At 70.0% G+C, this 24,240-nt stretch carries 20 protein-coding genes; 17 read left to right on the top strand and 3 right to left on the bottom strand.

All coding sequences use genetic code 11. The annotated features are described in order from the left end of the window. Positions 1 to 3 precede the first annotated feature (3 nt). Positions 4 to 360 carry a DNA polymerase ligase N-terminal domain-containing protein gene (locus tag G6N64_RS14305; protein ID WP_163797658.1) on the top strand — a complete coding sequence of 119 codons (357 nt, stop codon included), beginning with the start codon at positions 4 to 6 and terminating at the stop codon, positions 358 to 360. Here the strand turns inward: G6N64_RS14305 and G6N64_RS14300 are convergent. Together G6N64_RS14300 and G6N64_RS14295 are read right to left on the bottom strand one after the other, a co-directional pair. After that, positions 357 to 845, bottom strand: a complete 489-nt coding sequence (locus G6N64_RS14300) for a MarR family winged helix-turn-helix transcriptional regulator (protein WP_163797657.1) — start codon at positions 843 to 845, stop codon at positions 357 to 359. The two genes, G6N64_RS14305 and G6N64_RS14300, sit on opposite strands and share 4 nt — an antisense overlap. Before the next feature lie 50 nt (positions 846 to 895). Further along, the gene (locus G6N64_RS14295; RefSeq protein ID WP_163797656.1) at positions 896 to 1,840 is read right to left on the bottom strand and encodes an NADP-dependent oxidoreductase; all 945 of its coding nucleotides are present in this window, start codon (positions 1,838 to 1,840) and stop codon (positions 896 to 898) included. Positions 1,841 to 2,027: 187 nt separating this feature from the next. Between G6N64_RS14295 and G6N64_RS14290 the strand changes: the two genes are divergently transcribed. The 6 genes from G6N64_RS14290 to G6N64_RS14265 all read left to right on the top strand — a co-directional run bounded on the left by G6N64_RS14290 (position 2,028) and on the right by G6N64_RS14265 (position 8,014). Then, the gene (locus tag G6N64_RS14290; RefSeq protein ID WP_163797655.1) at positions 2,028 to 3,242 is read left to right on the top strand and encodes an ABC transporter substrate-binding protein; all 1,215 of its coding nucleotides are present in this window, start codon (positions 2,028 to 2,030) and stop codon (positions 3,240 to 3,242) included. A gap of 61 nt (positions 3,243 to 3,303) precedes the next feature. Beyond that, positions 3,304 to 4,161, top strand: coding sequence for a branched-chain amino acid ABC transporter permease (locus tag G6N64_RS14285; protein WP_163797654.1), 858 nt, complete (start codon positions 3,304 to 3,306; stop codon positions 4,159 to 4,161). Beyond that, on the top strand, positions 4,158 to 5,969 hold the full coding sequence (locus G6N64_RS14280) for a branched-chain amino acid ABC transporter ATP-binding protein/permease (RefSeq protein ID WP_163797653.1): 1,812 nt from the start codon (positions 4,158 to 4,160) through the stop codon (positions 5,967 to 5,969). Before G6N64_RS14285 ends, G6N64_RS14280 begins: the two co-directional genes overlap by 4 nt. After that, positions 5,950 to 6,690 carry an ABC transporter ATP-binding protein gene (locus tag G6N64_RS14275; protein ID WP_163797652.1) on the top strand — a complete coding sequence of 247 codons (741 nt, stop codon included), beginning with the start codon at positions 5,950 to 5,952 and terminating at the stop codon, positions 6,688 to 6,690. Before G6N64_RS14280 ends, G6N64_RS14275 begins: the two co-directional genes overlap by 20 nt. 26 nt (positions 6,691 to 6,716) lie before the next feature. Then, positions 6,717 to 6,920, top strand: coding sequence for a tautomerase family protein (locus G6N64_RS14270; protein ID WP_163797651.1), 204 nt, complete (start codon positions 6,717 to 6,719; stop codon positions 6,918 to 6,920). Beyond that, positions 6,917 to 8,014, top strand: coding sequence for a mandelate racemase/muconate lactonizing enzyme family protein (locus tag G6N64_RS14265; protein ID WP_163797650.1), 1,098 nt, complete (start codon positions 6,917 to 6,919; stop codon positions 8,012 to 8,014). The genes G6N64_RS14270 and G6N64_RS14265 overlap by 4 nt, the downstream gene beginning before the upstream one ends. Before the next feature lie 42 nt (positions 8,015 to 8,056). On the opposite strand, the gene G6N64_RS14260 is transcribed toward G6N64_RS14265, so the two are convergent. Next, positions 8,057 to 8,725 (bottom strand): GntR family transcriptional regulator, encoded by a 669-nt coding sequence (locus tag G6N64_RS14260; RefSeq protein ID WP_163797649.1) that lies wholly within the window; start codon positions 8,723 to 8,725, stop codon positions 8,057 to 8,059. A gap of 154 nt (positions 8,726 to 8,879) precedes the next feature. Here G6N64_RS14260 and G6N64_RS14255 point away from each other — a divergent pair, with 154 nt between their 5' ends. The 10 genes from G6N64_RS14255 (at position 8,880) to G6N64_RS14210 (ending at position 24,219) form a co-directional block, all read left to right on the top strand. After that, on the top strand, positions 8,880 to 10,535 hold the full coding sequence (locus tag G6N64_RS14255; RefSeq protein ID WP_163797648.1) for a thiamine pyrophosphate-binding protein: 1,656 nt from the start codon (positions 8,880 to 8,882) through the stop codon (positions 10,533 to 10,535). After that, a complete protein-coding gene (locus G6N64_RS14250) occupies positions 10,532 to 11,758 on the top strand; it encodes a CaiB/BaiF CoA transferase family protein (protein ID WP_163797647.1) in 1,227 nt (408 codons plus the stop codon). Before G6N64_RS14255 ends, G6N64_RS14250 begins: the two co-directional genes overlap by 4 nt. After that, entirely contained in the window at positions 11,755 to 12,537 is a 783-nt protein-coding gene (locus G6N64_RS14245) for an enoyl-CoA hydratase/isomerase family protein (RefSeq protein WP_163797646.1), read from the top strand. Before G6N64_RS14250 ends, G6N64_RS14245 begins: the two co-directional genes overlap by 4 nt. Further along, positions 12,537 to 13,637: an acyl-CoA dehydrogenase family protein gene (locus tag G6N64_RS14240; protein ID WP_163797645.1), complete on the top strand. Its 1,101-nt coding sequence runs from the start codon at positions 12,537 to 12,539 to the stop codon at positions 13,635 to 13,637. Before G6N64_RS14245 ends, G6N64_RS14240 begins: the two co-directional genes overlap by 1 nt. Next, the gene (locus G6N64_RS14235) at positions 13,634 to 14,596 is read left to right on the top strand and encodes an acyl-CoA dehydrogenase family protein (protein WP_163797644.1); all 963 of its coding nucleotides are present in this window, start codon (positions 13,634 to 13,636) and stop codon (positions 14,594 to 14,596) included. Before G6N64_RS14240 ends, G6N64_RS14235 begins: the two co-directional genes overlap by 4 nt. Before the next feature lie 19 nt (positions 14,597 to 14,615). Next, positions 14,616 to 16,049, top strand: coding sequence for an aldehyde dehydrogenase family protein (locus G6N64_RS14230; protein ID WP_163797643.1), 1,434 nt, complete (start codon positions 14,616 to 14,618; stop codon positions 16,047 to 16,049). Positions 16,050 to 16,107: 58 nt separating this feature from the next. After that, the gene (locus tag G6N64_RS14225) at positions 16,108 to 18,606 is read left to right on the top strand and encodes an excinuclease ABC subunit UvrA (RefSeq protein ID WP_163797642.1); all 2,499 of its coding nucleotides are present in this window, start codon (positions 16,108 to 16,110) and stop codon (positions 18,604 to 18,606) included. 122 nt (positions 18,607 to 18,728) lie between these two features. Then, positions 18,729 to 20,762 (top strand): toprim domain-containing protein, encoded by a 2,034-nt coding sequence (locus G6N64_RS14220; RefSeq protein WP_163797641.1) that lies wholly within the window; start codon positions 18,729 to 18,731, stop codon positions 20,760 to 20,762. A gap of 9 nt (positions 20,763 to 20,771) precedes the next feature. Beyond that, positions 20,772 to 22,910, top strand: a complete 2,139-nt coding sequence (locus G6N64_RS14215) for a DNA gyrase subunit A (protein ID WP_163797640.1) — start codon at positions 20,772 to 20,774, stop codon at positions 22,908 to 22,910. 55 nt (positions 22,911 to 22,965) lie between these two features. Further along, positions 22,966 to 24,219 carry an HNH endonuclease signature motif containing protein gene (locus G6N64_RS14210; RefSeq protein WP_163797639.1) on the top strand — a complete coding sequence of 418 codons (1,254 nt, stop codon included), beginning with the start codon at positions 22,966 to 22,968 and terminating at the stop codon, positions 24,217 to 24,219. Positions 24,220 to 24,240: the final 21 nt, after the last annotated feature.

Here is a 24,240-nt window from a genome sequence, read left to right as displayed (position 1 = left end):
CACGTGCCGGCTCGACCCGTCTTCGTCCTCCACGAACACCGAAAGCCTCGACCGCACTTCGACCTTCGGCTCGAGGAGGACGGCGTCCTGCGGTCCTGGGCGGTACCCAAGGGCCTGCCGGTCGACTCCCGGCACGACCGGCTCGCGGTCGCGGTCGACGATCACGACCTCGAGCACGCGATCTACACCGACGCGGACAAGGACATCGCCGACCACGGCTGGTGGCAACTCGTCGACCGCAACGACCGCCGCCTGGTCTTCGACCTGCACGGTGAACGGAACACGTTGCGCTACGCGCTCATTCGTACCGATCGCGACTGGCTGGTGCACCTGACGAAGGACCAGCCGAACCTGCGCTAACGAGCGCGCCTGCGCGGGGCCGCGGAGCGCGGTGGCCTGGCACGCATGTGATCACGCGCCCGGCTCATGACGTCGCCGAGAGTGCGCACGTCCCGATCCGAGAGCGAGTCGAACAGCAATTCGCGCACGACGTCGACGTGCCCCGGGAGCACGTCGGCGACGCGGGCGCGGCCCGCCTTCGTGATGTCGACGACCGTGGCGCGCTGATCGTCGGGACTCGCGCGGCGGCTGATCAGGCCGTCCCGTTCCAGGAGTCCGGCCTGGTGGGTCAGACCGGAGCGGCTGTAGACGACCCCGTCGGCCAGATCGGTCATGGTCAGTGATCGGCCCTCGGCATCAACGAGTTTCGCCAGGATCTCGAACTGGACGTAGCTCAGTCCACCCTCGGCCTGCAGCTGCTTGCGCACCTCGTACTGCAGCAGGCTCACCGCCTCCGTCAAGGCGAAGTAGGTCCGCATCTGCTCGGGCTTGAGGGCGTCGGCCATGCGCCGCAGTGTAGTGCTTCACCGTCGAAGCACTACCCTCCGAGCGACTCCTACTCGCCGACGGGAACGAGCACCACCTTGCCGTGCAGGCGGCCGGCGTCGGACGCGTCGTGCACCGCTGCCGCCGTGGCGATCGGGCGGCGCTCGGCGACGTCGATGCGCAACGTCCCGTCGTCGACCCGGCCGACGAGGCCTGCCAGTTGCGCGGCGTCGCTGCGGACGAAGACCCGTTGCGTGCGGATCCCGCGGCCCGGGTTCTCCGGCCCGGCGGCCATGGTGCCGACGTGGACCCCGCCGTCCGCGACGACGCCGATGAGCGCCTCGGTCTGCTCGTCGGTCGTGCCGACGAGGTTGAGCACCACGTCGAACGGAGCGCCCTCGACCTCCAGCGGCGCCCGACCGTAGTCGAGGTGGTCGACGATCCGATCGGCGCCGTACCCACGGAGCCGGTCGGCGTCGTGCGGCTTCGCCGTCGCGGTGACGACCGCTCCGACCTGCTTGGCCAGTTGGACGGCATGGCCACCGACCGCGCCCGAGGCTCCGTTGATCAGGATCGTCTGTCCCGCAGTCAGGTTCGCGATCTCGAACAGGGATTGCCAGGCGGTGAGGCCCACCACCGGCAGTGCGGCGGCATCGGCCAGATCCACCGACGCCGGCGCGGTGGCCAGCGACCCGGCGTCTGCGAGTGCGTACTCCGCGGCGGCTCCGTCGGCATCCAGCGACAGCATCGCCACGACCGCGTCGCCGACGGTCCAGCCCGTCACCCCCTCGCCCAGTTCGGCGATCGTGCCCGCGACGTCGACGCCCGGAACGTGCGGGAAGTCGATGGCGTACACCGAGGACAGGTAACCGCCGCGGATGCCCGCGTCGACCGGGTTGAAGGAGGTGGCTGCCACCTTCACCAGAACCTGGCCGGAACCGGGAACCGGACGCGGCGCGTCGCCGTACTCCAGGACCTCACTGTCGCCGTAGCTGCGGTAGAACAAAGCCTTCACGATCGTCCTCCTCGTTCTGGTGCTTCGACCTCGAAGCAGTTCACTTCGTATCAACTCGCTTCGATGTCGAAGCATTCCCCGAGCCCGGCCTGCGGAGAAGTGTTGCCCGTCACACACCCGGCTGTTAGGGTCGTCAACATTGGCTCCAATTTCGGAGTCAAAGTGATGTCTTGCTGGGGAGGGCACCGTGGTCCGAGGTCGGAGCGGCTGGAGTCGACTCGTCGCGCTCGGCATGGCGGTGTGCGTCATCGCCGTATCTGGTTGTGCCGCAACGGAACGACGGACCGACGACGGCGGCGACATCAAGATCGGGTGGCTATCCTCGCTCAGCGGTCCGCTGTCGGCGGCAGCCATCGCGGAGAACCGCGGCGTGCGGTACGCAGTCGACCAGATCAACGCCGAGGGCGGGATCGACGGTCGCAGGATCGACCTCATCGTGCGGGACACGGGAGGCGATCCCACCAAGGCGGTCAACATGTCGAACGAGCTGACGCTCAAGGACGAGGTCGACTTCATCATCGGTCCCGTGAACTCCGGCGAGGCGTTGCCCGCCGTCCCCGTGATCGCCAAGCGCGACACCACGAACATCATCATCGGCACGGTCGACTCGCTCACCGACCCGGAGAAGTTCCCGCTGGCCTACCGCACGATCCCCACCAACGAGCAGTGGGTCCAGGCCGCCACCGACTACCTGGTGGGTCGACTCGGCATCAAGAAGGTGGCGATCTTCGGCGACACCACCGGATACGGCACCGACACGGTGAACCAGGCCGTCGACCTGGTCGAGAACGCCGGCGGCTCGGTCGTCTACCGCGGCCTGATCGACGTCAACCAGACCGACGTCACCTCCGACGTGGCCAAGGCCAGGTCCGCCGGCGCGGAGGGCGTGATGATCTGGTCGGCTGCCGCCGGGCTCGGCGGTCGCCTGATCAACGCGCGAGCCGCGCTCGGATGGGACGTGCCGATCGCCGGTCACCCGGCGCTGGCGTCCGGCGACACGGGCAAGCTGTTGAGCGACAAGGCCAACTGGTCCAACGTCTTCGCGGTGGGCTACCGCTCCATGAGCCGTGACTCCTCCGGCCGACTCCCCGCGCGCACGACGGAGTTCATCGCGTCGGCGGGCACCGAGGTGCTCGGGGAATCGATCACCTACACGCTGTGGTGGGTGGCGCTGGGGTACGACTCGGTGCAGACCATCAAGCACGCCGTCATCACGGCCGGATCCACCGATCCGGACGCCATCGAGGAGGCGCTCGACGCCACTGCGGATCTGCCCGGCGTATTCGGCGACTACACGTGGGGTCCGGACAACCGCAACGGGTTCCCGCTCGAGTCCGTCGTGATGAACGAGGCGAGTTCGTTCGACGAAGGCACCTTCACGCTCGCTCCCGGATACACGTGAGCGCCACGGCACGACCGGGGGCGACGGCGCCCGGCACCTCGTCCAGGAAGGGTGGTTTCCCATGCTCGGTCTCCTGCTGACCGCGGGTTTGGCGACCGGTGCGGTGTACGCGCTGATCGGCGTCAGCTACAACCTGATGTACAACACGTCGCGGGTCATCAGCTTCACGTCGGGCACGTTCGGGATGCTAGGCGCGGTGTTCGGCGCCTTCTTCATCGGCCAGGCCGGCCTTCCCGTCGTCGTGGCCCTCGCCGGCGCGCTGCTCATCGGCGCCGCGGCCGGCCTGCTGACCGAGTTCATCGCGGTGCGCCCGGTGCTGTCGCGCATCGACACGCACATGTACGTCCTGAGTACCCTGGCACTCAGCCTCATCATCGAAGAGGCGGTGGGCCTGTGGTGGGGCACCGAACCCCGACCGTTCCCCAGACTCTTCGAGGGCGGCAACGGCTGGGTCGACCAGAAGTACTGGCTTCCGGTCGTCACCCTGGCCGTGGTGGTCGGGCTCCTGGCGCTGCTGAACAACAGGACACTCACGGGGCGGGCGTTCCTCGCGATATCCCAGGACCCCTACGCGGCAAGGGCTCTCGGCCTCCCCCACACCTCGATCCGGGTGGGCGTGTACATGCTCGCCGGCGTGGTGGGCGCCCTGGCCGGCTTCATGGCGGGCCAGCTGACCTTCGCCTTCTTCTCCATCGGGGTGGCCTTCGCGTTCAGCGGCTTCGTGGCCATCGCCATCGGTGGCCTCGGCAACAACCTCGGGGCCGTGGTCGGCGGCCTCGCCCTCGGCGTGGTCGAACAGCTGGCCAACTACTTCCTCGGTGGTAGCTACCGCGGAACCGCGGCGCTCCTCACCCTGGTCGTCGCGCTCTTGATCCTTCCCAACGGCATCTTCGGACATGCGGAGCCTCGACGAGTATGACGACCACGGCGCACACCCCACCTCCCACGGCGACCACGACCGCGCACTCGCGCAAACCCCTCGCGCGGTTGACGATTCCCATCGTCGTCCTCGCCCTCGTGCTCCTGCCGTTCGTCTCGCCCAACCTGTACTGGGTCCACATCGCGGCGCTCGCCGCCGTGTACTGGATCCTGGTGTCCGGGTTGAACCTCGTGGTCGGCCACGCCGGCCAGATGGCCATCGGCCACGTCGGCCTGCTGGCCGTCGGGGCCTACACCGGTTGTGCCACCTACACGACGCTCGGCTGGAACCCGTTCCTGAGCCTCGTCGCCGCGATGGTGGTCGGCACCGCGGCAGGGCTGCTCATCGGGCTGCCCTCGTTGCGGCTCAAGCGCTTCTACTTCGCGATGGCCACTCTCGGCTTCGCGACGATCGTGCCGCAGCTCGCGGTCGTCTGGGATGGCGTGACGGGTGGCGGCCTCGGCATCGCCGCTCCCCTGTTCGACGGGCCGCTCGGCACCGAGACCGGCTTCTACTGGTTCGTCCTCGCCCTTGCCGCCGGCGCGACGTACGTCACCTGGCGGATCGCGCGGACCAACGACGGCCGCGGCCTCATCGCCATCCGGGACGCGGAGGTCGCCGCCGAGAGTTCGGGCGTGCCGATCTTCCGGCTGAAGCTCTACGTGTTCACTCTCAGCGGCGCGCTGGCCGGCCTCGCCGGCGCCCTCTACGCGTCGCTGCAGTCCTACGTGACACCCGACGCGTTCGTGTTCGACCTCTCGATGATGTTCTTCGTCGCCGTCCTCCTGGGCGGTCCGGGCCGCATCGCGGCGCCGCTGGTGGCGACGGTGGTGCTGACGCTGCTCCCGGAACTGGCTGCGCCCCTGGCGGAATGGTCGGCGTTCCTCTACGCGGCACTGTTGCTCGCCGTCGTCCTTGCCCTTCCCAACGGGCTCGGCGGGCTGGTCACCTCGATCAAGGACCGCGTCGGACGCCGCCGCGTACCCCCCTGGGCGAAGGGAGACCTCGACCGCCTCGGCGACGTGCTCGGCGATCGCGGGACGACCGACGAGTCGGCTCGTGTGCTGTCCGTCAGCGGGGTCGAGAAGGCCTTCGGCGGGGTCCAGGCGCTGCGCGGGGTGGACCTCGAGGTCGCGCCGGGCCAGATCGTCGGGCTGATCGGGCCCAACGGCAGCGGCAAGACGACCCTGCTGAACGTCGTCTGCGGCTACTACCCGATCGACGAGGGGACCGTCCGGATCGACGGCACGACGGTCAACGACATGCGCGTGCAGCGGCGCGCGGCACTCGGTCTGGCCAGGTGCTTTCAGAGCCCCCGCGTCGCAGGCGATCTCACCGTGCTGGAGAACGTGATGCTGGGCGGGTACCACGGCGCCCGCACGTCGTTCGCCACCTCGATGACCGGCATCGGCGGCGGTGGTCGAGAGGCGCGACTGCGGGAGCGTGCCCAGGCCGCACTCGACGTGGTGGGCCTGAGCGCCCAGTCGACCTTCCGCGCGGAACTCCTGTCACACAGCCAGCTCCGCTTCCTCGAGATCGCGCGCGCCCTGGTCGCCCAGCCGCGACTGCTACTGCTCGACGAGCCCGCCGCGGGTCTGTCGGTCGAGGAGATCGCGTCACTGGGCAACCTGATCGAATCGATTGCGGCGCAGGGCGTGGCCGTGCTGCTCGTCGAACACCACACCGACCTGGTCTTCGACGTCTGCGATTCGGTGACCGTGCTCGACCTCGGCGGGGTCCTCGCCGCGGGACGGCCCGACGACATCCGACGACACGAAGAGGTGATCCATGCCTACCTCGGCTCCTGACCCCACGACCGAACGCCCGCTGCTGGCGGTGTCCGGCCTCAGCGCCGGATACGGCAAGCTCGGAGTGCTCACCGGCGTCGACTTCGACGTCCACCGGGGCGAGATCGTGGCGCTGGTCGGTGCGAACGGCGCCGGCAAGACCACGCTGCTGTCGTGTGCCGCGGGCCTGCTGCGCGACGTCACCGCGGGGACGGTGAGCCTCAACGGTCAGGACGTCACGCGCAAGAAGCCGCGGGCGATCGTCAAGCGCGGACTGCTCTACGTTCCGGAGGGGCACCGGGTCTTCCCCGCGCTCAGCGTCGAGGACAACCTGCACCTGGCCGGCTACGGGATCGACCGCGCCGCTCGCACCGCGTCCATCGCCGAGGCGTGGGAGGTCTTCCCCGAGATCGCCGCCAAACGCCAGGAGAAGGCGGGCCGGCTCAGCGGCGGACAGCAGCAGATGCTGGTGATCGCCCAGGGGCTGGTCCGCCGGCCGGACGTCCTGATGCTCGACGAGCCGTCCGCCGGCCTGGCACCGGTCCTCGTGGATCGCATCCTCGACGTCGCCGGTTCACTGCGCGACCGGGGCGTGGGAGTCGTCATCGTCGAGCAACTCGTCGACAAGGTGCTCGCGGTCAGTGACCGTGCCTACGTGCTCACCCAGGGCCGCGTGACCTTCTCCGGCGCCGCATCCGAACTCGCCTCCGGTGACGTCCTGCAGCGGGCGTACCTCGGATGACCGCCGCACGATTCGAAGGGGACCCGATGCCGTTCATCACCGTGGAGATACTCCCCGGCCGCACCATCGATCAGCGCCAGGACTTCGCGGCGGCCGTCACAGCGGCCGCCGTCACCCATCTGGCGACCCAGCCGGACCGGGTACGCATCCGGTTCACCGAGATCTCCGAAGACGACCTCGCCCGCGGTGGATTCCTCCTCTCGCGCACACCTGGAAGGGAACTCCCATGAAGATCGACCGCATCACCACCCACCACGTGTCCGTGCCGCTGGGGCGTGAACTGCATACCGCGATACATCGCATCAGCTCCGTGCACAACGTGCTCGTCGAGATCGAGGCCGACGGCCTCGTCGGATTCGGCTACGCCTTCACGTTCAACGTGCACCAGGCGCGGGCGGTTCGTCACACCATTCACGGGCTGGCGGAACTCATCCGCGGCGAGGATTCACGCGCCATCCGCAGCCTGAACCGCAAGATGACGGCCGCACAGAACTTCGTGGGCACCGCCGGGATCAGCACGCTGGCGCAGAGTGCCATCGACGTCGCCCTGTGGGACCTGCAGGGCAAGCGCGCCGGCATGCCGCTGTTCCGGCTGTGGGGCGGAGACCGCGACGCACTCACCGTGTACGCCACCGGCGGGTGGATCTCCTCCCCCGTCGAGGACCTGATCGACGAGGCCGAGGCGCTGATCGCCGACGGCTTCGAGCACTACAAGATCAAGATCGGCTTCGAGGACTGGCGCGAGGACGTCCGCCGCTTCGAACGACTCATCGGCGCCGTGGGAGAACGACTCTCGGTGATGGTGGACGCCAACCAGGCGTGGCGTACGGCGGACGCGCTGGCCGCGGGTCGGGAGTTCGAACGACTGGGGGCGGCCTGGTACGAGGAGCCGGTCGACGCCCTCGACGTGGCCGGCTCCGCTGAATTGGCCAGGGAACTGGTGCTTCCCATCGCCACGGGCGAGACGATCTACGGCGTCGATGGGTTCCGTCCGCTCGTCGAGGCACGTGCTGCCGACGTCCTGATGCCCGACATCATGCGCGTGGGCGGACCCACCGGCTTCTTCGATGTCGCCACGTTCGCCGACGCCCACCGTCAGCAGGTGTCGTCGCACACCTTCACGGAGGTCAGTGCGCACGTGATGTCGGCCCTGCCCAACGCGGGACTCGTCGAGTACATACCTGCCTGGTGGGACGACCTGTTCGAGGATGCGCCCCGCGTCTCCGGCGGACGGGTGCGACTCACCGACCTACCGGGGTTCGGCCTCTCGTTCGCACCGAAGGCACTGCGGGACTGGTCGATCGACGACGTCGTCACGATCTGACGGACCGGGATGCCCACCGATGCCCGTCGCCTGCCGCCCGAACTACAGACCGGTTGCCGCCTGGGCGTCCAGGAACGGGGCGAGGTACTCGGGCACCTTGGCACGGTGTGCGTCCAGGAGCGTGGCCGTTAGGGGCAGGTCCCCGGCGCGGAGGGCAGCGATGATCCCGGCGTGTTCGTGCACGGTGCGCGCCCTGGCGGACTGGTCGTACAGGTACAGCGACCGGTACGCGTCGGTGAACGCCCACATGCGGCGCAGTTCGCCGACGATGAGGTCGAGCCCCGACGACGAGTAGAGCAGGAAGTGGAACTCGTGGTTGAGGGTGCGCACCGCAGCCAGGTCGTTGACCGCGCCGGCGTCGGCGATCCGCTGGTTCAGCCGCTCCAACTCGTCGAGCATCTCCGGACTCGGAGCGGGCAGGTCCAGCACGATGTCGGTCTCGAGGACGCGACGGATGCGGTACGCCTGCTCGAGTTCGGCCTTGGTGAGTCGCTTCACGGTGTAGCCGACGTTGCGCTCGTAGTCGAGAACGCCTTCGCTCTTGAGGATTCCGAGCGCTTCGCGGATCGGCGCCCTGCTGATGCCGAGTCGCGCCGCGAGGGCCTCCTGCCGGATCGGCTGTCCCGGCATGATCTGCATCGACATCAGCATCGCGCGAAGGCCGTCGACCGCGCGCGACACCGCCCCACTCGCCGTCACCTCGGATTCCATGCTCGCCTCCTCGCGTCGGGCGCACTTTGCTGCCGGATCGATTATGCAATATTGCCGTTTCCGGTGGTGGCAACCGCGTGACCTCGACTCCTTGACATCCCCATCCATCGAAGCCAATATTGGCTCCAATATTGTTCCTGAATCTGGAGGACTCGTGTCACGACGGCATGGCGGACACCTACTCGCCGAGCGACTCGTTGCCCATGGCGTCACGACCGTCTTCACCCTGTGCGGGAATCACACCCTCACCATCTACGAAGGCCTGAGCGACAACGGCATCGAGTTGATCGACCTCCGCACCGAGGCGAGCGTCGTCATGGCTGCCGACGCCTACGCCCGCGCCGGCCGACGGCTCGGGGTGGCACTGGTGACCGGCGGGCCCGCTCACACGAACGCGCTGACCGGGCTGATCACCGCGCACTCCAGCGACAGCCCCGTCCTCCTGCTGAGCGGGCAGGCCGACCTCGCCCTGTCGGGCAAGGGAGCACAGCAGGAGATCGACCAGGTGGCCGTCGCAGCGCCACTGTGCAAGTTCGCGGCCATGGTCGACCGCGTCGACCGCATCCCGGAACTCGTCGACACGGCGATCCTCCAGGCGCTGTCCGGCACGACAGGCGCGACCCACCTCAGCCTCCCGTCGGACGTCATGGGCGAGTCCGCCGAGGGGATCGACGGCCACGGCGCCGTCGCCTCGCCCGATTCGGGCACTGTCGACACCGACACGGTGGCGCAGGTGATCTCGCTCCTGGCCGACGCACGCCGCCCGGTGCTCATCGCCGGCGCGGGCGCGTACATGGCCGGTGCCTCCGACGCGTTGACCCGGCTGCTCGACGCCGCTCCCCTGCCGCTGTTCACCCTGGACTCCGCGCGCGGCATCGTGCCCGACGCCCACCCCTGCTCCCTCGGCTACGCCGATGCCTCACTCAACAAGGCGGCGGCCAGGATCGCCGACGCCGACGTCGTCGTCCTGCTGGGCAGGCGGCTGGACTTCCGGCTGCGCTTCGGCAGCCCTGACGCCATCGGCGCCGACGCGACCCTGATCGACGTGCGCAGCCCCGGCGCCGCCACCGACGAGAACCGGCCCCGGCAGTACGTCGTGGAGACCGACGTCGCACGGTTCGTCGACGGCCTCGCCACCGCCGCCGAGGGCCGCGAATGGGACGGTCGCTGGCTCGACGACCTCACTCGAATCGCCCCGATGCCCGATCCACCCGCGAGTTCCGCTGCGGCGCCGCACCATCCGCATGCCGTCGCCCTCGCCCTGCGCGAGGCCATCGGGGAGGACACCACGCTGGTCTTCGACGGCGGAGACTTCGTGCAATGGTGCCGCGGCGCCATGGCGGCACTGGGCCCCGGGCAGTGGATCCGCCTCGGCCCGATGTCGACCTGCGGCGCCGGGACTCCCTTCGCGATCGGGGCCAAGCGCGCCCATCCGGACCGGCCGGTCGTGCTCGTGACCGGCGACGGGAGCTTCGGGTACTACCTGATCGAGTTCGAAGCCGCTCTCCGGCAGCACCTCCCGTTCGTCGCGATCGTCGGGCACAACCAGTCGTGGGGACTCGAGCGCAACCTGCAGCGCGGCCTGTTCGGAGACGACTACCTGCTGGCCTCCGACCTCAGCCCCACGCGGTTCGATCAGGTGATCACCGCGCTGGGCGGCCATGGCCGGCGCATCGAGGACCTCGCCGACCTGCCCGGTGCCCTCGCCGACGCCATCGCCTCCGGACTGCCGTCCTGCATCGAGATCCCCGTGACCCTGGACCCCAGCCCGCTGACCGAGGCGGTCATCGCCCGCGGAGGAGTCGTATGAGTTCGCGCACCGGCCCCCGCCCCCTCGACGGGGTCAGGGTCGTCGACCTGAGCACCACCTTCATGGGCCCGTACAGCACGATGCTGCTCGCGCACTGGGGCGCCGACGTCATCAAGGTCGAGGCACCCGGCGGGGACGTGCTGCGGTTCATCGGCGACCACCGCGAGTCCGGGATGGGGCCGGTGTTCCTCAACGCCAACCAGGGCAAGCGCAGCCTGGCCGTCGACCTGAAGTCGTCCCATGGACGCGACGTCGTCACCCGGCTGGCCCGGCACGCCGACGTGTTCGTGCACAACTCGCGCTCGGCCGCCGCGGACCGCTGCGGATTCGGGCCGCGCGAGGTCCTCGAGGCCAATCCCAGGGTCGTCTACTGCGCCTTCCGCGGATTCGGCAGCGGTGGCCCGTACGAGCACCGGCCCGCCTACGACGACGTGATCCAGGCGGCGTCCGGCTTCGCGGCGGTGCAGGGACTCCACGGCGACCCCGAGTACATCCGATCGGCCATCGCCGACAAGACCGTCGGGGTCATGGGCGCCGCGGCCATTCTGGCGGCCCTGCACGGCCGTGACGCCACCGGTGTCGGGACGGCGCTGGAGATCCCGATGTTCGAGACGCTGACGTCGTTCCTGCTGCTCGAGCAGCAGGGCGGCTGGGCGTTCGATCCCCCCGTCGGGAATCCCGGTTATGCCAGGACGGAGTCACCGTACCGGCGCCCGTTCAAGACCCTCGACGGATCGATGGCGGTCATGATCTACACCGACGCCCAGTGGCGAAAGTTCTTCGTCGCCATCGGCAAACCGGAACTGGCCGACGACCCCCGGTTCCGCACCATCCGGGAGAGGACGATCAACACCGCCTTCCTCTATCAACTACTCGACGAGGAGATGGCCGGCCGCACCACCGCCGCGTGGGAGGAGCTGCTCGGCGAGGCGGACATCGCCACGGGTCCGGTCAACACCGTCACCGACCTCTTCGAGGATCCGCACCTCGCGGCCACCGGCTTCTTCCGCTCCATCGACCACCCGACCGAGGGGCCACTCCGCCTCCCCCGCCAGCCCGCCGAGATGGGCGCGCCGGACCCCCGCAGCGGAATCGCCCCGCTCTACGGCGAGCACACCGTCGCGGTGCTGCGCGAGATCGGCGTCTCCGAGGACGGGATCGCCGAGATGCTCGACGCCCGGTCGACACATCAGACCGGCATGGTCCGGGAGGCGACGCCGTGAGCGATCTCGACTACACCGTCGACGAACACGTCGCGACGATCACGCTGAACCGACCCGACCGGCGCAACGCGTTCACCCTGCCGATGATCAACGACTGCGCGGACCGCCTCGACTCGGCCCGCGAGGACGAGCGGGTGCGTGCGGTCGTCATCACCGGGGCGGGGGGCAGCTTCTGCTCGGGGGTCGACCTCGGCGAGTTCGACCACCAGCACCGGTCACCCCTGGAGGAGAAGCACTACCTGACGCGCAACGTCCATCGCGTGGCGCTCGCCCTCGAACGTCTCGACAAACCGGTGATCGCGGCGGTGGACGGTCCGGCCGTCGGCGCGGGGATGGACCTGGCGCTCTACTGCGACGTGCGATTCGCCTCTCCGAGCGCGCGATTCAGCGAGGCCTACGTCAAGGTGGGGCTCGTCCCCGGCAACGGCGGCTGCTGGCTGCTGCCGCGGCTCGTCGGGCGTTCCACCGCGCTGCGACTGCTGTGGACCGGCGACTTCGTCGATGCCGCCACCGCCGCCGACATCGGGCTGGTGGAGTACGTCGTCGACGACGAACCCGTGCTCGACCATGCCATCTCGTTGGCCCGCCGCGTGGCCGCCCAGCCACCGATCGCGGTGCAGACCATCAAGCGGGCCGTCCGCCAGGGCGCCTCCCAGGACCTGCCGGCCGCCCTGGACCTCATCTCCTCGCACTTCGCCGTGATCACCTCGATGCGCGACTCGCGCGAGGCGTTCGACGCCTACGCCGAGAAACGCACCGCCGTCTACGAGGGCCGCTGATGACCACCACACCGAACACCGAACACGCTCTGCGCCAAGAGGTTCGCGACCTGACCGACGAATGGCTGGCAGCCGGTCGCTACACCCCGCGGTCCGATGCGTGGCTGCGGTCCTTCGACGCGGAGTTCTCCCGCGAACTCGGCCGCAGGCACCTGCTCGGGATCAGCTGGCCGCGCGCCTACGGCGGCCGGGGACTGGGCAACGTGGCGCGCCTCGCCGTCACCGAGGAACTCCTGCGCGCCGGGGCACCCGTCGCCGCGCACTGGATGGGAGACCGACAGATCGGCCCGGCCATCCTGCGCTACGGATCGGACCGACTCCGGGATGAACTGCTACCGGGGATCGTCGCGGGTGAGCACGTGTTCTGCCTCGGGATGAGCGAACCCGAAGCGGGTTCCGACCTGGCCGCGGTCACGACGTCCGCTCGCAGGACCGAGGGCGGCTGGGTCATCACCGGGCGCAAGACGTGGACGAGCCACGCCCACCATGCCACGCACGCATACGTTCTCGCCCGCACCTCGGACGGGGAGCGCAAGCATCAGGGACTCAGCGAGTTCATCGTCGACATGCACGAGCCCGGCATCACCGTCGACCCGATACACGATCTCGCAGGACAGCACCACTTCAACGAAGTGGTCTTCACCGAGGCATTCGTTCCCGCTGACAGGCTGCTGGGCACCGAGGGTGACGGCTGGCGGCAGGTCACCGAGCAGTTGTCCTTCGAGCGAGGCGGCCCGGAGCGGGTCCTGTCGTCGTACGTCGTCATGCGGACGCTGCTCGACGGCCAGGACGGTGGCGACGTCCCCGAACTCGGAGACCTGATCGCACGCCTGGGCGCGCTCCGTCAGTTGTGCCACGACATCGCCCGGGCGCTCGACGAGGGTGAAGCGCCGATCCAGGCGGCCGCATCGCTCAAGTACCTGGGCAACCTGTTCGAGCGCGAGGTCGTCGAAGCGGCCTTCCGGAGCCGAGGAGCCGGAATCGTCTCCGCTGCTTCGGCGTTCGGAGACGGCCTGCTGGCGTCACCGGCGTTCGACATCCGCGGCGGCGCCCAGGACGTGCTGCTGTCGATCATCGCGAAGCAGGAGGCCCGCGCGTGAGTGACTCCACCGAGGAACTCCGGCACCTCGCCCGGGACCTGACCGCGAACGACCCGGCGCCCTGGGCCCAGATGCGCGAACTCGGCCTCGACCGGGTCGGCATCGACGAGGACCGGGGCGGGTCCGGAGGCGACGTCGAGGACCTCGTCACGGTCGTGCGCGCCTTCGCCGCCGCGGGCGTCCTCACTCCCCTGGTCGACGCCTCCGTCGGAGCACACGTTCGAGCCGACGGAGAACCCCGGACCGGGTACGGGGCACTGGCGCACGCACCCGCGACACTCGTCGCAACCGGCGGAACGCTGTCCGGAACGCTCGAGGACGTCCCCGACTCCGGTGCCGACCACCTCGTGCTCTTCCGCGACGAGGATGCCCTCGTGGTCGAACTGACCGGACCAGGGGTGCGGACGACGCCCTCGGCCGGTTCCGTCGCCGGCGAATCGCTGATGGCGGTGACGCTGGACGGGTCGCCGTGCATCCGCTTCGACGGTGGATACGGCCGATCACTCTGGGAACAGCTGGAACTCGAGGAGATGCTGGCGCATGCCCGCGCCGCCCTGGACCTCACCCGGACGTGGGTCAAGCAGCGTCAGCAGTTCGGTCGCCCGCTGGTCGCACTCCCCGCGGTTGCCGCGCGACTGGCCGACATGGCCGTGCAGATGCGGCTCGGCGAGGCAGCCCTGGTGCGGGTCGATCTCTCGGACGCGGACCACCGTGCGCACCGCCTGGCCTCCGCACGCCTCGTCGTCGCCCAGTGCGCCACCGTCGTGGCCCGCACCGCCCACCAACTCCACGGCGCCATGGGGATCACCGCCGAGTACCCGCTGCACCGCCACACCACGGCCATCTGGTCGCGGCGCGACCGCGCCCGGCACCGCAGCCAGGCGCGGACCCTCCTGACCACACTCGCGTTGCGGGGCGGCGAATCCGCCCTCTGGGACGACCTGACCGGCCGACGATGACGGGACCACGATGGACGGAATGAACTTCAGCGACGGCTGGCGCGACAGTCGGTCCGGCGCCCGGTACGACCGGGAGGACCCCGCGCACACGGCGACCGTCGTGGCCTCGTTCCCCGAGTCCGACGCCGAGGACGTCGACCACGCCGTGCGGGCCGTCGCCGACGCGCCGACGACCTGGGGACGGCTCGGCGCCCACGAACGCCGCGGCGTCCTCGACCGCGCCGCGGGACTCCTGCGAGAGCGCGCCTCGGCCATCGGCGACGACCTCTCCGCAGAGGAGGGCAAGCCGGTCGCCGAGGCCCGCGGCGAAGTGCTCAGGGCCGCAGACGTGTTCGCCTACGTCGCGTCGTCCGCCGACCGCGAATGCGGGCAGGTGTTCAGATCCCAGCGACCCGGCGTGACGCTGACGACCCAGCAGCGTCCACTCGGCGTGGTCGCGGCGATCACCCCGTTCAACTTCCCGGCCTTCGTCTCCAGCGGAAAGATCGCCGCCGCACTGATGGCGGGCGACGGCGTCGTCTGGAAGCCGTCCCCTCTGACCCCGATGACGGGTGCGCACGTCGTGACGGCCCTGCTCGACGCGGGCCTTCCGACCGACGTCCTGGCCTACCTCACCGGGACGTCCGCCGGGCTCGGCGAGTACCTGGTCTCCCATCCGGGGATCGACGCCGTCACGTTCACCGGCTCCAGCAGGGTCGGTGCGCTGGTCGAGGTGGCCGCCGCCCGAGGCGGCAAGCGGGCGCAGGTCGAGAAGGGCGGGAACAATCCGCTCGTCGCCGCCGCCGACGCCGACGTCGAACGCGTGGTGGCCGCGGTACTCGAGGGAGCATTCGGCGGGACCGGCCAGAAGTGCACCGCGACGGGGCGGCTCGTCGTCGCGAGGGCACTCCACGACGACGTCGTCGACGCGCTCCGCGCCGGCGCACTGGACGTCGTCGTCGGCCCGGGCTCCGATCCCGACACCCGGATGGGGCCCATCGTCTCGCTCCCCGCCCAGCAGTCCTACGAGCGGAGCCTGGCGGCCGCCGAGGCCGCGGGCGCGGACGTCTTCCGCGGCGGACGGCTACCCGGCGACCCGTCGGGCGGCTACTTCGTCCGACCGGCGATCGTCACGGGGGTCGACCCCGGCGACGACATCGCCCGCGACGAGGTGTTCGGGCCGTGCGTCACGGTGCTGCCGTTCGACGACTTCGAGGACGCCATCACCATCGCCAACGGCACTCCCTACGGGCTGAGCGCAGCCCTGTTCAGCGACTCCCTGCACACCACCGAGGCGTTCCTCGCATCCGTTCGCGCAGGCACGCTCGCCGTCAACGTGCCCACGACCGGGGTCGAGGCCCACGTCCCGTTCGGCGGCCTCAAGGACTCCGGATCGGGACCGAGGGAGTGGGGGCCCGACGCCCTGAGCTTCTACAGCGCGGAGAGCACGGTGGCCGTCGCAGCGGGTCGGTAGCGTCTATCCGGTCGCGGTGAGCGGACCGGCCGCCCACCCGACACGAGAGGGGCGTGCGATGCCCGCGCGGAAGCCGAGACCGCCCGTACCCACGACGATCGAGGTACGTGGCGCGTGCGTGCACAACCTCGCGAACGTCGACGTCGACGTGCCCCTCAACCAGATGGTCGCCATCGCAGGCGTTTCCGGGTCGGGGAAGTCCTCGCTGGCGATGGGGGTCCTGTACGCGGAGGGATCCCGTCGCTACGTCGAGGCACTCTCGACCTACACCCGCCGCAGGATGTCGCACGCCACGAAGGCCACCGTCGACAGCGTGCGGCACGTCCCCGCCGCACTCGCCCTGCGGCAGCGACCCGCCGTCCCCGGCGCCCGCAGCACGTTCGGCACCTCGACCGAACTCCTCAACGTCCTGCGACTGCTGTTCTCCCGCCTCGCCGAGCACCTCTGCCCCAATGGGCACCGCCAGGATCCGACCATCGACGTCGCCGCGGGCCTGGATCTCACCTGCGGAGTCTGCGGCGTCACGTTCACCCCGCCGGGCGCCGAGGCGCTGGCCTTCAACTCCGACGGGGCGTGCCCCACCTGCGGTGGACTCGGCGTCGTACGGGAGATCGACGACGACCTCCTGGTGCCGGACCCCTCGCGGAGCATCGCCGATGGTGCGGTGGCACCGTGGAAGATGATGGGGCTGACCGTGATGCCACAGATGGTGGGCGAACTCGGCGTGCGCACCGACGTGCCGTACCGCGACCTCACCGACGACGAACGCGACGTCGTCCTGCACGGCCCCGCGGAGAAGCACCGCATCACCCTGCCGTCCAAGAGCGGCAAGCTGTTCGAGGTCGACTTCACCTACCGCAACGCGCGCCTGGCCGTTCAGGAGGCGCTCGACAAGGCCGCCAACGAGGGTGGCCTCAACCGGGTGAACAAGTTCATCCACACCGGCACCTGCCCGACCTGCCACGGCACCCGCCTCAGCGAACGTGCGCTGGCCCCGCGCGTCCGCGGGATCAACCTCGCCGAGGCGACCGCGATGATGCTCGACGACGTGATCGCCTGGGCGCCAACGGTCGTCGAGACCCTACCCCCCGACATGCGCACGATGGCGTCCGCGATCGTCGCGCAACTCCTCGAGATGGCGCAGCGGCTCGTCGAGCTCGGCCTCGGGTACCTCGGTCTCGACCGACCCGGCTCCACGCTGTCCACCGGCGAGCGGCAGCGGGTGGCACTCTCCCGCGCGGTCCGCAATCAGACGACCGGCGTGCTCTACGTCCTCGACGAACCGTCGATCGGCCTGCACCCGTCCAACATCGACGGCCTCAACGGCGTCATCCGCGACCTCCTGCGCGACGGGAACTCCGTCGTGCTGGTCGACCACGACGTCCAGGTCCTGCGGGAAGCCGACTGGTTCATCGAGATCGGACCCGGCTCCGGTAGCGAGGGCGGCACCGTGCTCGCTCAGGGGACGCTCGACGATCTGGTGGCCGACCCGTCGTCGTTGATCGCCGGTTTCCTCGACGGCACCGAGCCGATCCGGGTGCGCGCCACCGTGGAGTCGCAGACGGTGTTCGACCACGGCACGATCCGCCTCGTCACCCGTCCGCTGCACACGGTGCACGCGCTCGACGTGCAGATCCCCAAGGGCCGGCTCACCGCCGTCACCGGGGTGTCCGGGTCGGGCAAGACCACCCTGGTGCTGGAGAGCCTGGTGCCGGCATTGCGGGCCGCGGCGGCCGGCGAGACGCCGCCGGCACACGTCGAGACGGTGGAGCCGTCGGGCATCACGCGGGTCGACGTCGTCGACGCCAGCCCCATCGGCACCAACGTGCGGTCCACGGTCGCCACCTACAGCGGCGTCCTCGACGACCTGCGCCGCGCCTACGCCGCCCTCGACGAGTCGCGGCGCCGCGGTCTGACCGCCTCGGACTTCTCCTACAACACCGGCTCCCTGCGCTGCCCGCGCTGCGAGGGCACCGGAGAGATCTCGCTCGACGTCCAGTTCCTGCCCGACGTCGACATCCCCTGCCCCGACTGCGACGGCACCCGGTACGCCCCAGCCGCGCGGGACCTACGGCGCGGCACCGGTGACGGCCTCGCACTACCCGACCTCCTCGGACTCACCGTGACGCAGGCGATCGAGGTCACCGCGGACCTGCCGAAGGTGCACCGGAAGCTCCAGACCCTCGTCGACCTCGGGCTCGGCTACCTCGTGCTCGGCGAGGACACGCCCGCGCTGTCCGGCGGTGAGGCACAGCGGCTCAAGCTCGCAACCGAACTCGGACGCAAGCAGTCCGATGCACTGTTCGTCCTGGACGAGCCCAGCGTCGGTCTGCACCCCCTCGACGTCCGCGTCCTGCTCGGCGTCATCGACCGCCTCGGCGCAAAGGGCGCCACCGTCGTCGTCATCGAGCACGACCTCGACGTGATCGCCAACGCCGACTACGTCGTCGACATGGGGCCCGGCGGCGGCGCGGCCGGCGGGACCATCGTCGCGACCGGCACCCCGGCGGAGATCGCCCTGTCGCCGGACAGCGTCACCGGGCGGTACCTGCGCTGACGGCATGGTCGACGGCGAGGGCCGTGTGAGTCTGCTCATGGGCCGCCGCGGCTGCGCGATGATGTCCGAGGAGCCGTCTACGATTCCAGCGGCACACACATGACCGATGGAAGGGGCGATTCGTGAGTTACACCGCCGCCGACATCACCGAACTCGACGACGTCCAGCACACGCGCCTGCGGCCGGCGGTCAACCTCGGCCTGGACGTTCTGAACACGGCACTTCGCGAGATCGTCGACAACGCGATCGAAGAGGTCGCCGACCCCAGCCACGGCGGGTCGACCGTCACCATCACGCTGCACGCCGACGGATCGGTCAGCGTCGCCGACGACGGCCGTGGCCTGCCCGTCGACTCCGACCCGGTGAATGGCAAGAACGGCATCGTCAAGACACTGGGCACCGCGCGGGCGGGCGGCAAGTTCGACGCTCACGCCGACGCGACCAGCACGGGCGCCGGTCTCAACGGGATCGGCGCCGCGGCGGCGGTCTTCATCTCCGCGCGCACCGACGTGACGGTGCGCCGGGCCGGGAAGACCTACCTGCAGAGCTTCGGCGGCGGCTACCCCGGGGTATTCGACGGCAAGGACTTCGACGCCGACGCGCCGTTCACCCGCGCCGACACCCAGAAGTTGCGCGGGTCCGGCAAACGCCAACCCGACGCGCACGGCACGACCGTGCGCATCCTGTTCGACGCGGCCGTGGTGCCGGACTCGACGGTCGACGTCAACGAGGTGCTCCTGCGGGCGCACGCGGCGGCACGGATGTCCCCCGGGGTGCACCTCGTCGTCGCCGACGAGGGCTGGCCCGGCGACGCGGTCCGGCCCGAGCTGCTCGAACCGTTCGGCGGCCCCTGGGGCAGCGAGACACTGCTGGATCTCATGTGCGTCGCCGCGGGCACCCCCGTGCCCGGCGTGCGTGCGGTGGTGGAGGGCCGCGGCGAGTACACCACCGGCCGCGGGCCCACGCCGTTCCGCTGGTCCCTGACCGCAGGCCCCGCCGAGCCGGCCACCGTCGCCGCGTTCTGCAACACCGTGCGCACCCCCGGCGGCGGATCGCATCTGACCGCGGCCGTGAAGGGCCTGTCCGAGGCGCTCGCCGACCGCGCGTCCCGAATACGCGACCTCGGGCTGGCCAAGGGCGAGGACGGTCCGGAGGCTCAGGACTTCGCGGCCGTGACCGCGCTCGCGGTGGACACCCGGGCACCCGACGTGTCCTGGGACTCACAGGCCAAGACCGCGGTGTCGTCGCGGTCGTTGAACGTCGCGATGGCTCCGGACGTCGCGCGCAGCGTCACCATCTGGGCGGCCAACCCCGGCAACTCCGAGACCGTGTCGACGTGGACCAAGATGGCTCTGGAGTCGGCACGGGCGCGGCGCAGCGCCGAGGGCGCCAAGGCCCGTTCCCGGGCGGCGTCCAAGGCCAAGGGGCTCGGGACCAATCTGTCGCTGCCTCCCAAGCTGCTGCCCAGCCGGGAGAGCGGCCGCGGTTCGGGTGCCGAGCTGTTCCTGTGCGAGGGCGACTCGGCGCTGGGCACGATCAAGGCGGCGCGCGACGCCACCTTCCAGGCCGCCTTCCCGCTGAAGGGCAAGCCGCCCAACGTCTATGGCTTCACCGTCAACAAAGCGCGGGTCAAGGACGAGTTCGACTCGATCGAACGCATCCTGGGCTGCGGAGTGCGCGACAACTGCGATCCGGAGTCCTGCCGGTACGACCGGATCCTGTTCGCCTCTGACGCCGACCCCGACGGCGGCAACATCAACTCGAGCCTCATCTCGATGTTCCTCGACTTCTACCGACCCCTCGTCAAGGCCGGGATGGTCTACGTGACCCTGCCACCGCTGTTCGTGGTCAAGGACGGTCAGCAGCGGATCTACTGTCAGGACGAGTCCGAGCGCGATGCCGCCGTGGCCCAGATGAAGGCCACTTCGAAGCGCAAGGTGGAGGTGCAGCGCAACAAGGGTCTCGGCGAGATGGACGCGGACGACTTCTGGAACACCGTGCTGGATCCCGAGCGCCGCACCGTGATTCGGGTGCATCTCGACGATGGCGATCCGAAGTTGCACCACACCCTGTTCGGCGGGCCGCCCGAGGGCCGGCGCACGTGGATGGCCGACGTCGCGTCCCGCGTCGACACCGCCGCTCTCGACCTCGATTAGGAGAACGGCATGACCGCCACCCTCGACGTTCCCGACCAGAACCCGGATCTGGTTCTCGACCAGAGCGCCGACGACTACTGGAACCACTACCAGCTGACGTTCGCGCTCTACAGCGTCAGCGACCGCGCCATCCCGTCTGCCTTCGACGGCCTCAAGCCCGGGCAGCGCCGACTGCTGTACCAGATGCACGAGTCCCGGCTGCTGCCCGGCAACAAGCCGCAGAAGTCGTCCAAGGTGTGCTCGGCCGTCACCGGCAACCTGCACCCCCACGGCGGAGCATCGATGTACGGGGCGGCCGCGCTGATGGCCGCCGAGTTCCAGCGCGTCAAGGTCATCGACGGACAGGGCGCCTTTCCCCGCATCCAGGGCGACATCCCCGCCGCCGACCGCTACACCGAGATGCGACTGTCTGCACCGGGCGCCGCGCTGACCGCCGAACTCGAAGACCATGCCGTGCCGATGGTCTCGACCTTCGACGGTGAGTGGGTCGAACCGACGGTGCTGCCCGCACGGTGGCCCGTGCTGCTGTGCAACGGCGCCGTCGGCATCGCCGAGGGGTGGGCCACCAAGGTGCCCGCGCACAACCCGCGCGAGATCATGGCCGCCTGCCGGGCGCTGCTGAAGACGCCGAACATGACCGACGACCGGTTGGTGAAGCTCATCCCCGGCCCCGACTGGGGATGCGGCGCCACCGTGGTCGGCACGGCCGGGCTCCGCGAGTACATCACCACCGGCCGGGGGCTGTTCACCGTGCGCGGCACCGTCTCGGTCGACGGCAAGAACGTCATCGTCACCGAGCTGCCACCCGGAGTGGCGAGCAACACCGTGCAGGAACGGATCCGGGCGCTGGTCGAGTCCGGCGAACTGTCCGGCGTCGCCGACATGTCGGACCTGACCGACCGGCGCAACGGCCTGCGCATCGTGGTGACCGCCAAGCGCGGTCACAGCGCCGAGCAGATCCGTGACCAGCTGCTCGCCCTCACGCCGCTGGAGTCCTCGTTCGCCGCCAGCCTGGTCGCGCTCGACGAGGACCGGGTGCCGCGCTGGTGGTCGGTGCGCGAACTGATCTCGGCGTTCCTGCATCTGCGTGACTCGGTGGTGCTGCGCCGCAGCGAGCATCGGCTGGAGAAGGTCACGGCGCGTCGCCATCTGGTCGCCGGCCTCATGACGATCCACCTCGACATCGACGCCGCGGTGGCGGTGATCCGCGGATCCGACACGGTCGACGAGGCCCGCCAGGGACTGCAGGACCGCTTCACCATCGACGCCGTACAAGCCGATTACGTTCTGGCGCTGCAACTCCGGCGCTTGACCCGACTCGACGTCATCGAGCTGCAGGCCGAGGCGGAGAAGCTAGACGCGGAGTTCCTCGAACTCACCGAGCTGGTGTCCAACCCCGAGGCGCGTCGTTCGGTGATCGACGACGAACTGGTCGAGACCGCGAAGCTGTTCAAGGGGCCCGAGTTCGACCGTCGCACCGTGCTGGACTCCGAGGCCACGCCGACCGTGTCGAGCAGCGACGAGGACGGCGCCCGCGAACGAAAGGTCAACGCCGCGTGGCGTCTCGACGACCGGGGCGTGTTCTCCGACAGCCACGGCGAGCTGCTGACCGCCGGCCTGGGCTGGGCGGTGTGGACCGACGGCCGGGTGAAGTTCACCAACGGCGGCGGCCTCCCGTACAAGATCCGCGACATCCCGGTCGCCCCCGACATCACCGGTCTGCTGCGGTCCGGGGTCCTCGCGCCGGGCTCCCACCTGGCGCTGGTGACCCGGCGTGGGAAGGTGTTGCGCATCGACCCCGCGGCCGTCAATCCGCAGGGTGCCGCAGGCAACGGCGTGGCGGGCGTGAAGTTGGCGGCCGACGGCGACGAGGTCATCGCGGCCCTACCGCTCACGTGTGGGAACGGCGAAGCCATCCTGTCGGTCTCCGAGAAGGGCTGGAAGGTCACCGAGGTCGCCGACATCCCGGTGAAGGGCCGTGGCGGCGCGGGCGTCGGCTTTCACCCGTTCATCGGCGGCGAGACGGCACTGATGGCGGCCGCAGTCTCGGCGACCGGGTTCGTGCGAGGTACCCGCGCCGTTCGGGCAGAGAAGCGCGCCAAGGCGTCGATCAAGGGCTCCGGGGCGGACGTGACGCCGGCCGGGTGATTCCCCCGATCTCCGATCGAATGTGGTTGTCGGACCCCTCTGCGATAATTGGTTCATGTCCAGCACGGCAACGCCTTTGGTCTCGACGGCCTCACCGGCCGAGCATCTGGACGCGTTGTTCGGCGAGTTGTCCGAGCTGACCGGGCAGCGCAACGCCATCGACGGACGCATCGTCGACATCATCGCCGAGATCGACGGCGACCACCTCTGGGGCGCCACCGGCTGCCGCTCCATCTCCGCCCTCGTCGCCTGGAAGACCGGCATCGCCCCCCGCAACGCCGACACCGTCGTCGCCATCGCCCAGCGTGTCGAGGAGTTCCCCCGCTGCATGGCAGGACTGCGCGAGGGCCGGCTGTCCCTCGACCAGGTCGGCGTCATCGCCGAACGCGCCGCCGACGGCTCCGACGACCACTACGCCGACCTCGCCGCCGTCGCCACCGTCACCCAACTGCGCACCGCGGTCAAGCTCGAACCCCGACCCGACCCGGGACCGAAGCCCGAACCACCACCGGCGTTCGTCAAGACCGACATCCCCGGCGAGGACCACGTCACCTGGAAGATCCGACTGCCCCGCCTCGACGCCGCAAAATTCGAGGCGGGCGTGCAATCCCACCTCGATGCCCTGATCACCGACTGGAAGCGCGACCGCGAGAACAACCCCCGGACGGGCGATCAGGCTCCACCGATGCCGACCACCATCGATGCGTTCATGTCCCTCGTCGAGGCAGGCTGGGACACCGACGTCGCACGCCGCCCGCACGGACAACGCACCACCGTCGTCGTCCACGTCGACGTCGACAAGCCCGCCGCCGCACTACACCTGGGCCCGCTGCTCAGTGACGACGAGCGCCGCGAACTGCTCTGCGACGCCACCTGCGAAGTCTGGTTTCAACGCCACGGCCAGCCCATCGGCGCCGGACGGACCACCCGCACCGTCAGCCGACGGCTACGCCGGGTTCTCGAGCACCGCGACCGGGGCTGCGTGGTCCCCGGCTGCGGCGCCACCCGAGGCCTGCACGCCCACCACCTCGTCCACTGGGAGGACGGCGGCCCCACCGAACCATCGAACCTGGTACTGCTGTGCCCCTTTCACCACCGGCTGCACCACAGCGGCGGCATCACCCTCACCGGACCCGCCGAGCACCTCGTCGTCATTGACGCGACCGGCGAAGCGATGACCGGCGCATCACTGGCCCGACCACCCACCACCCCACCACCGGACGTCCCACCGTGTCCGGGACCGCTCGGCGAACGAGCCCAATGGTGGTGGTACACACCCTTCGAACCACCACCGACAAGCGACAACTAGCTGCTCGCTGCCTCACCCGAC

This window comes from Mycolicibacterium sediminis, assembly GCF_010731735.1.
Classification (GTDB): Bacteria; Actinomycetota; Actinomycetes; order Mycobacteriales; family Mycobacteriaceae; genus Mycobacterium; species Mycobacterium sediminis.
The sequence above is the reverse complement of the archived record's forward strand: the minus strand, read 5'-3'. Positions and strand labels throughout refer to the sequence as shown.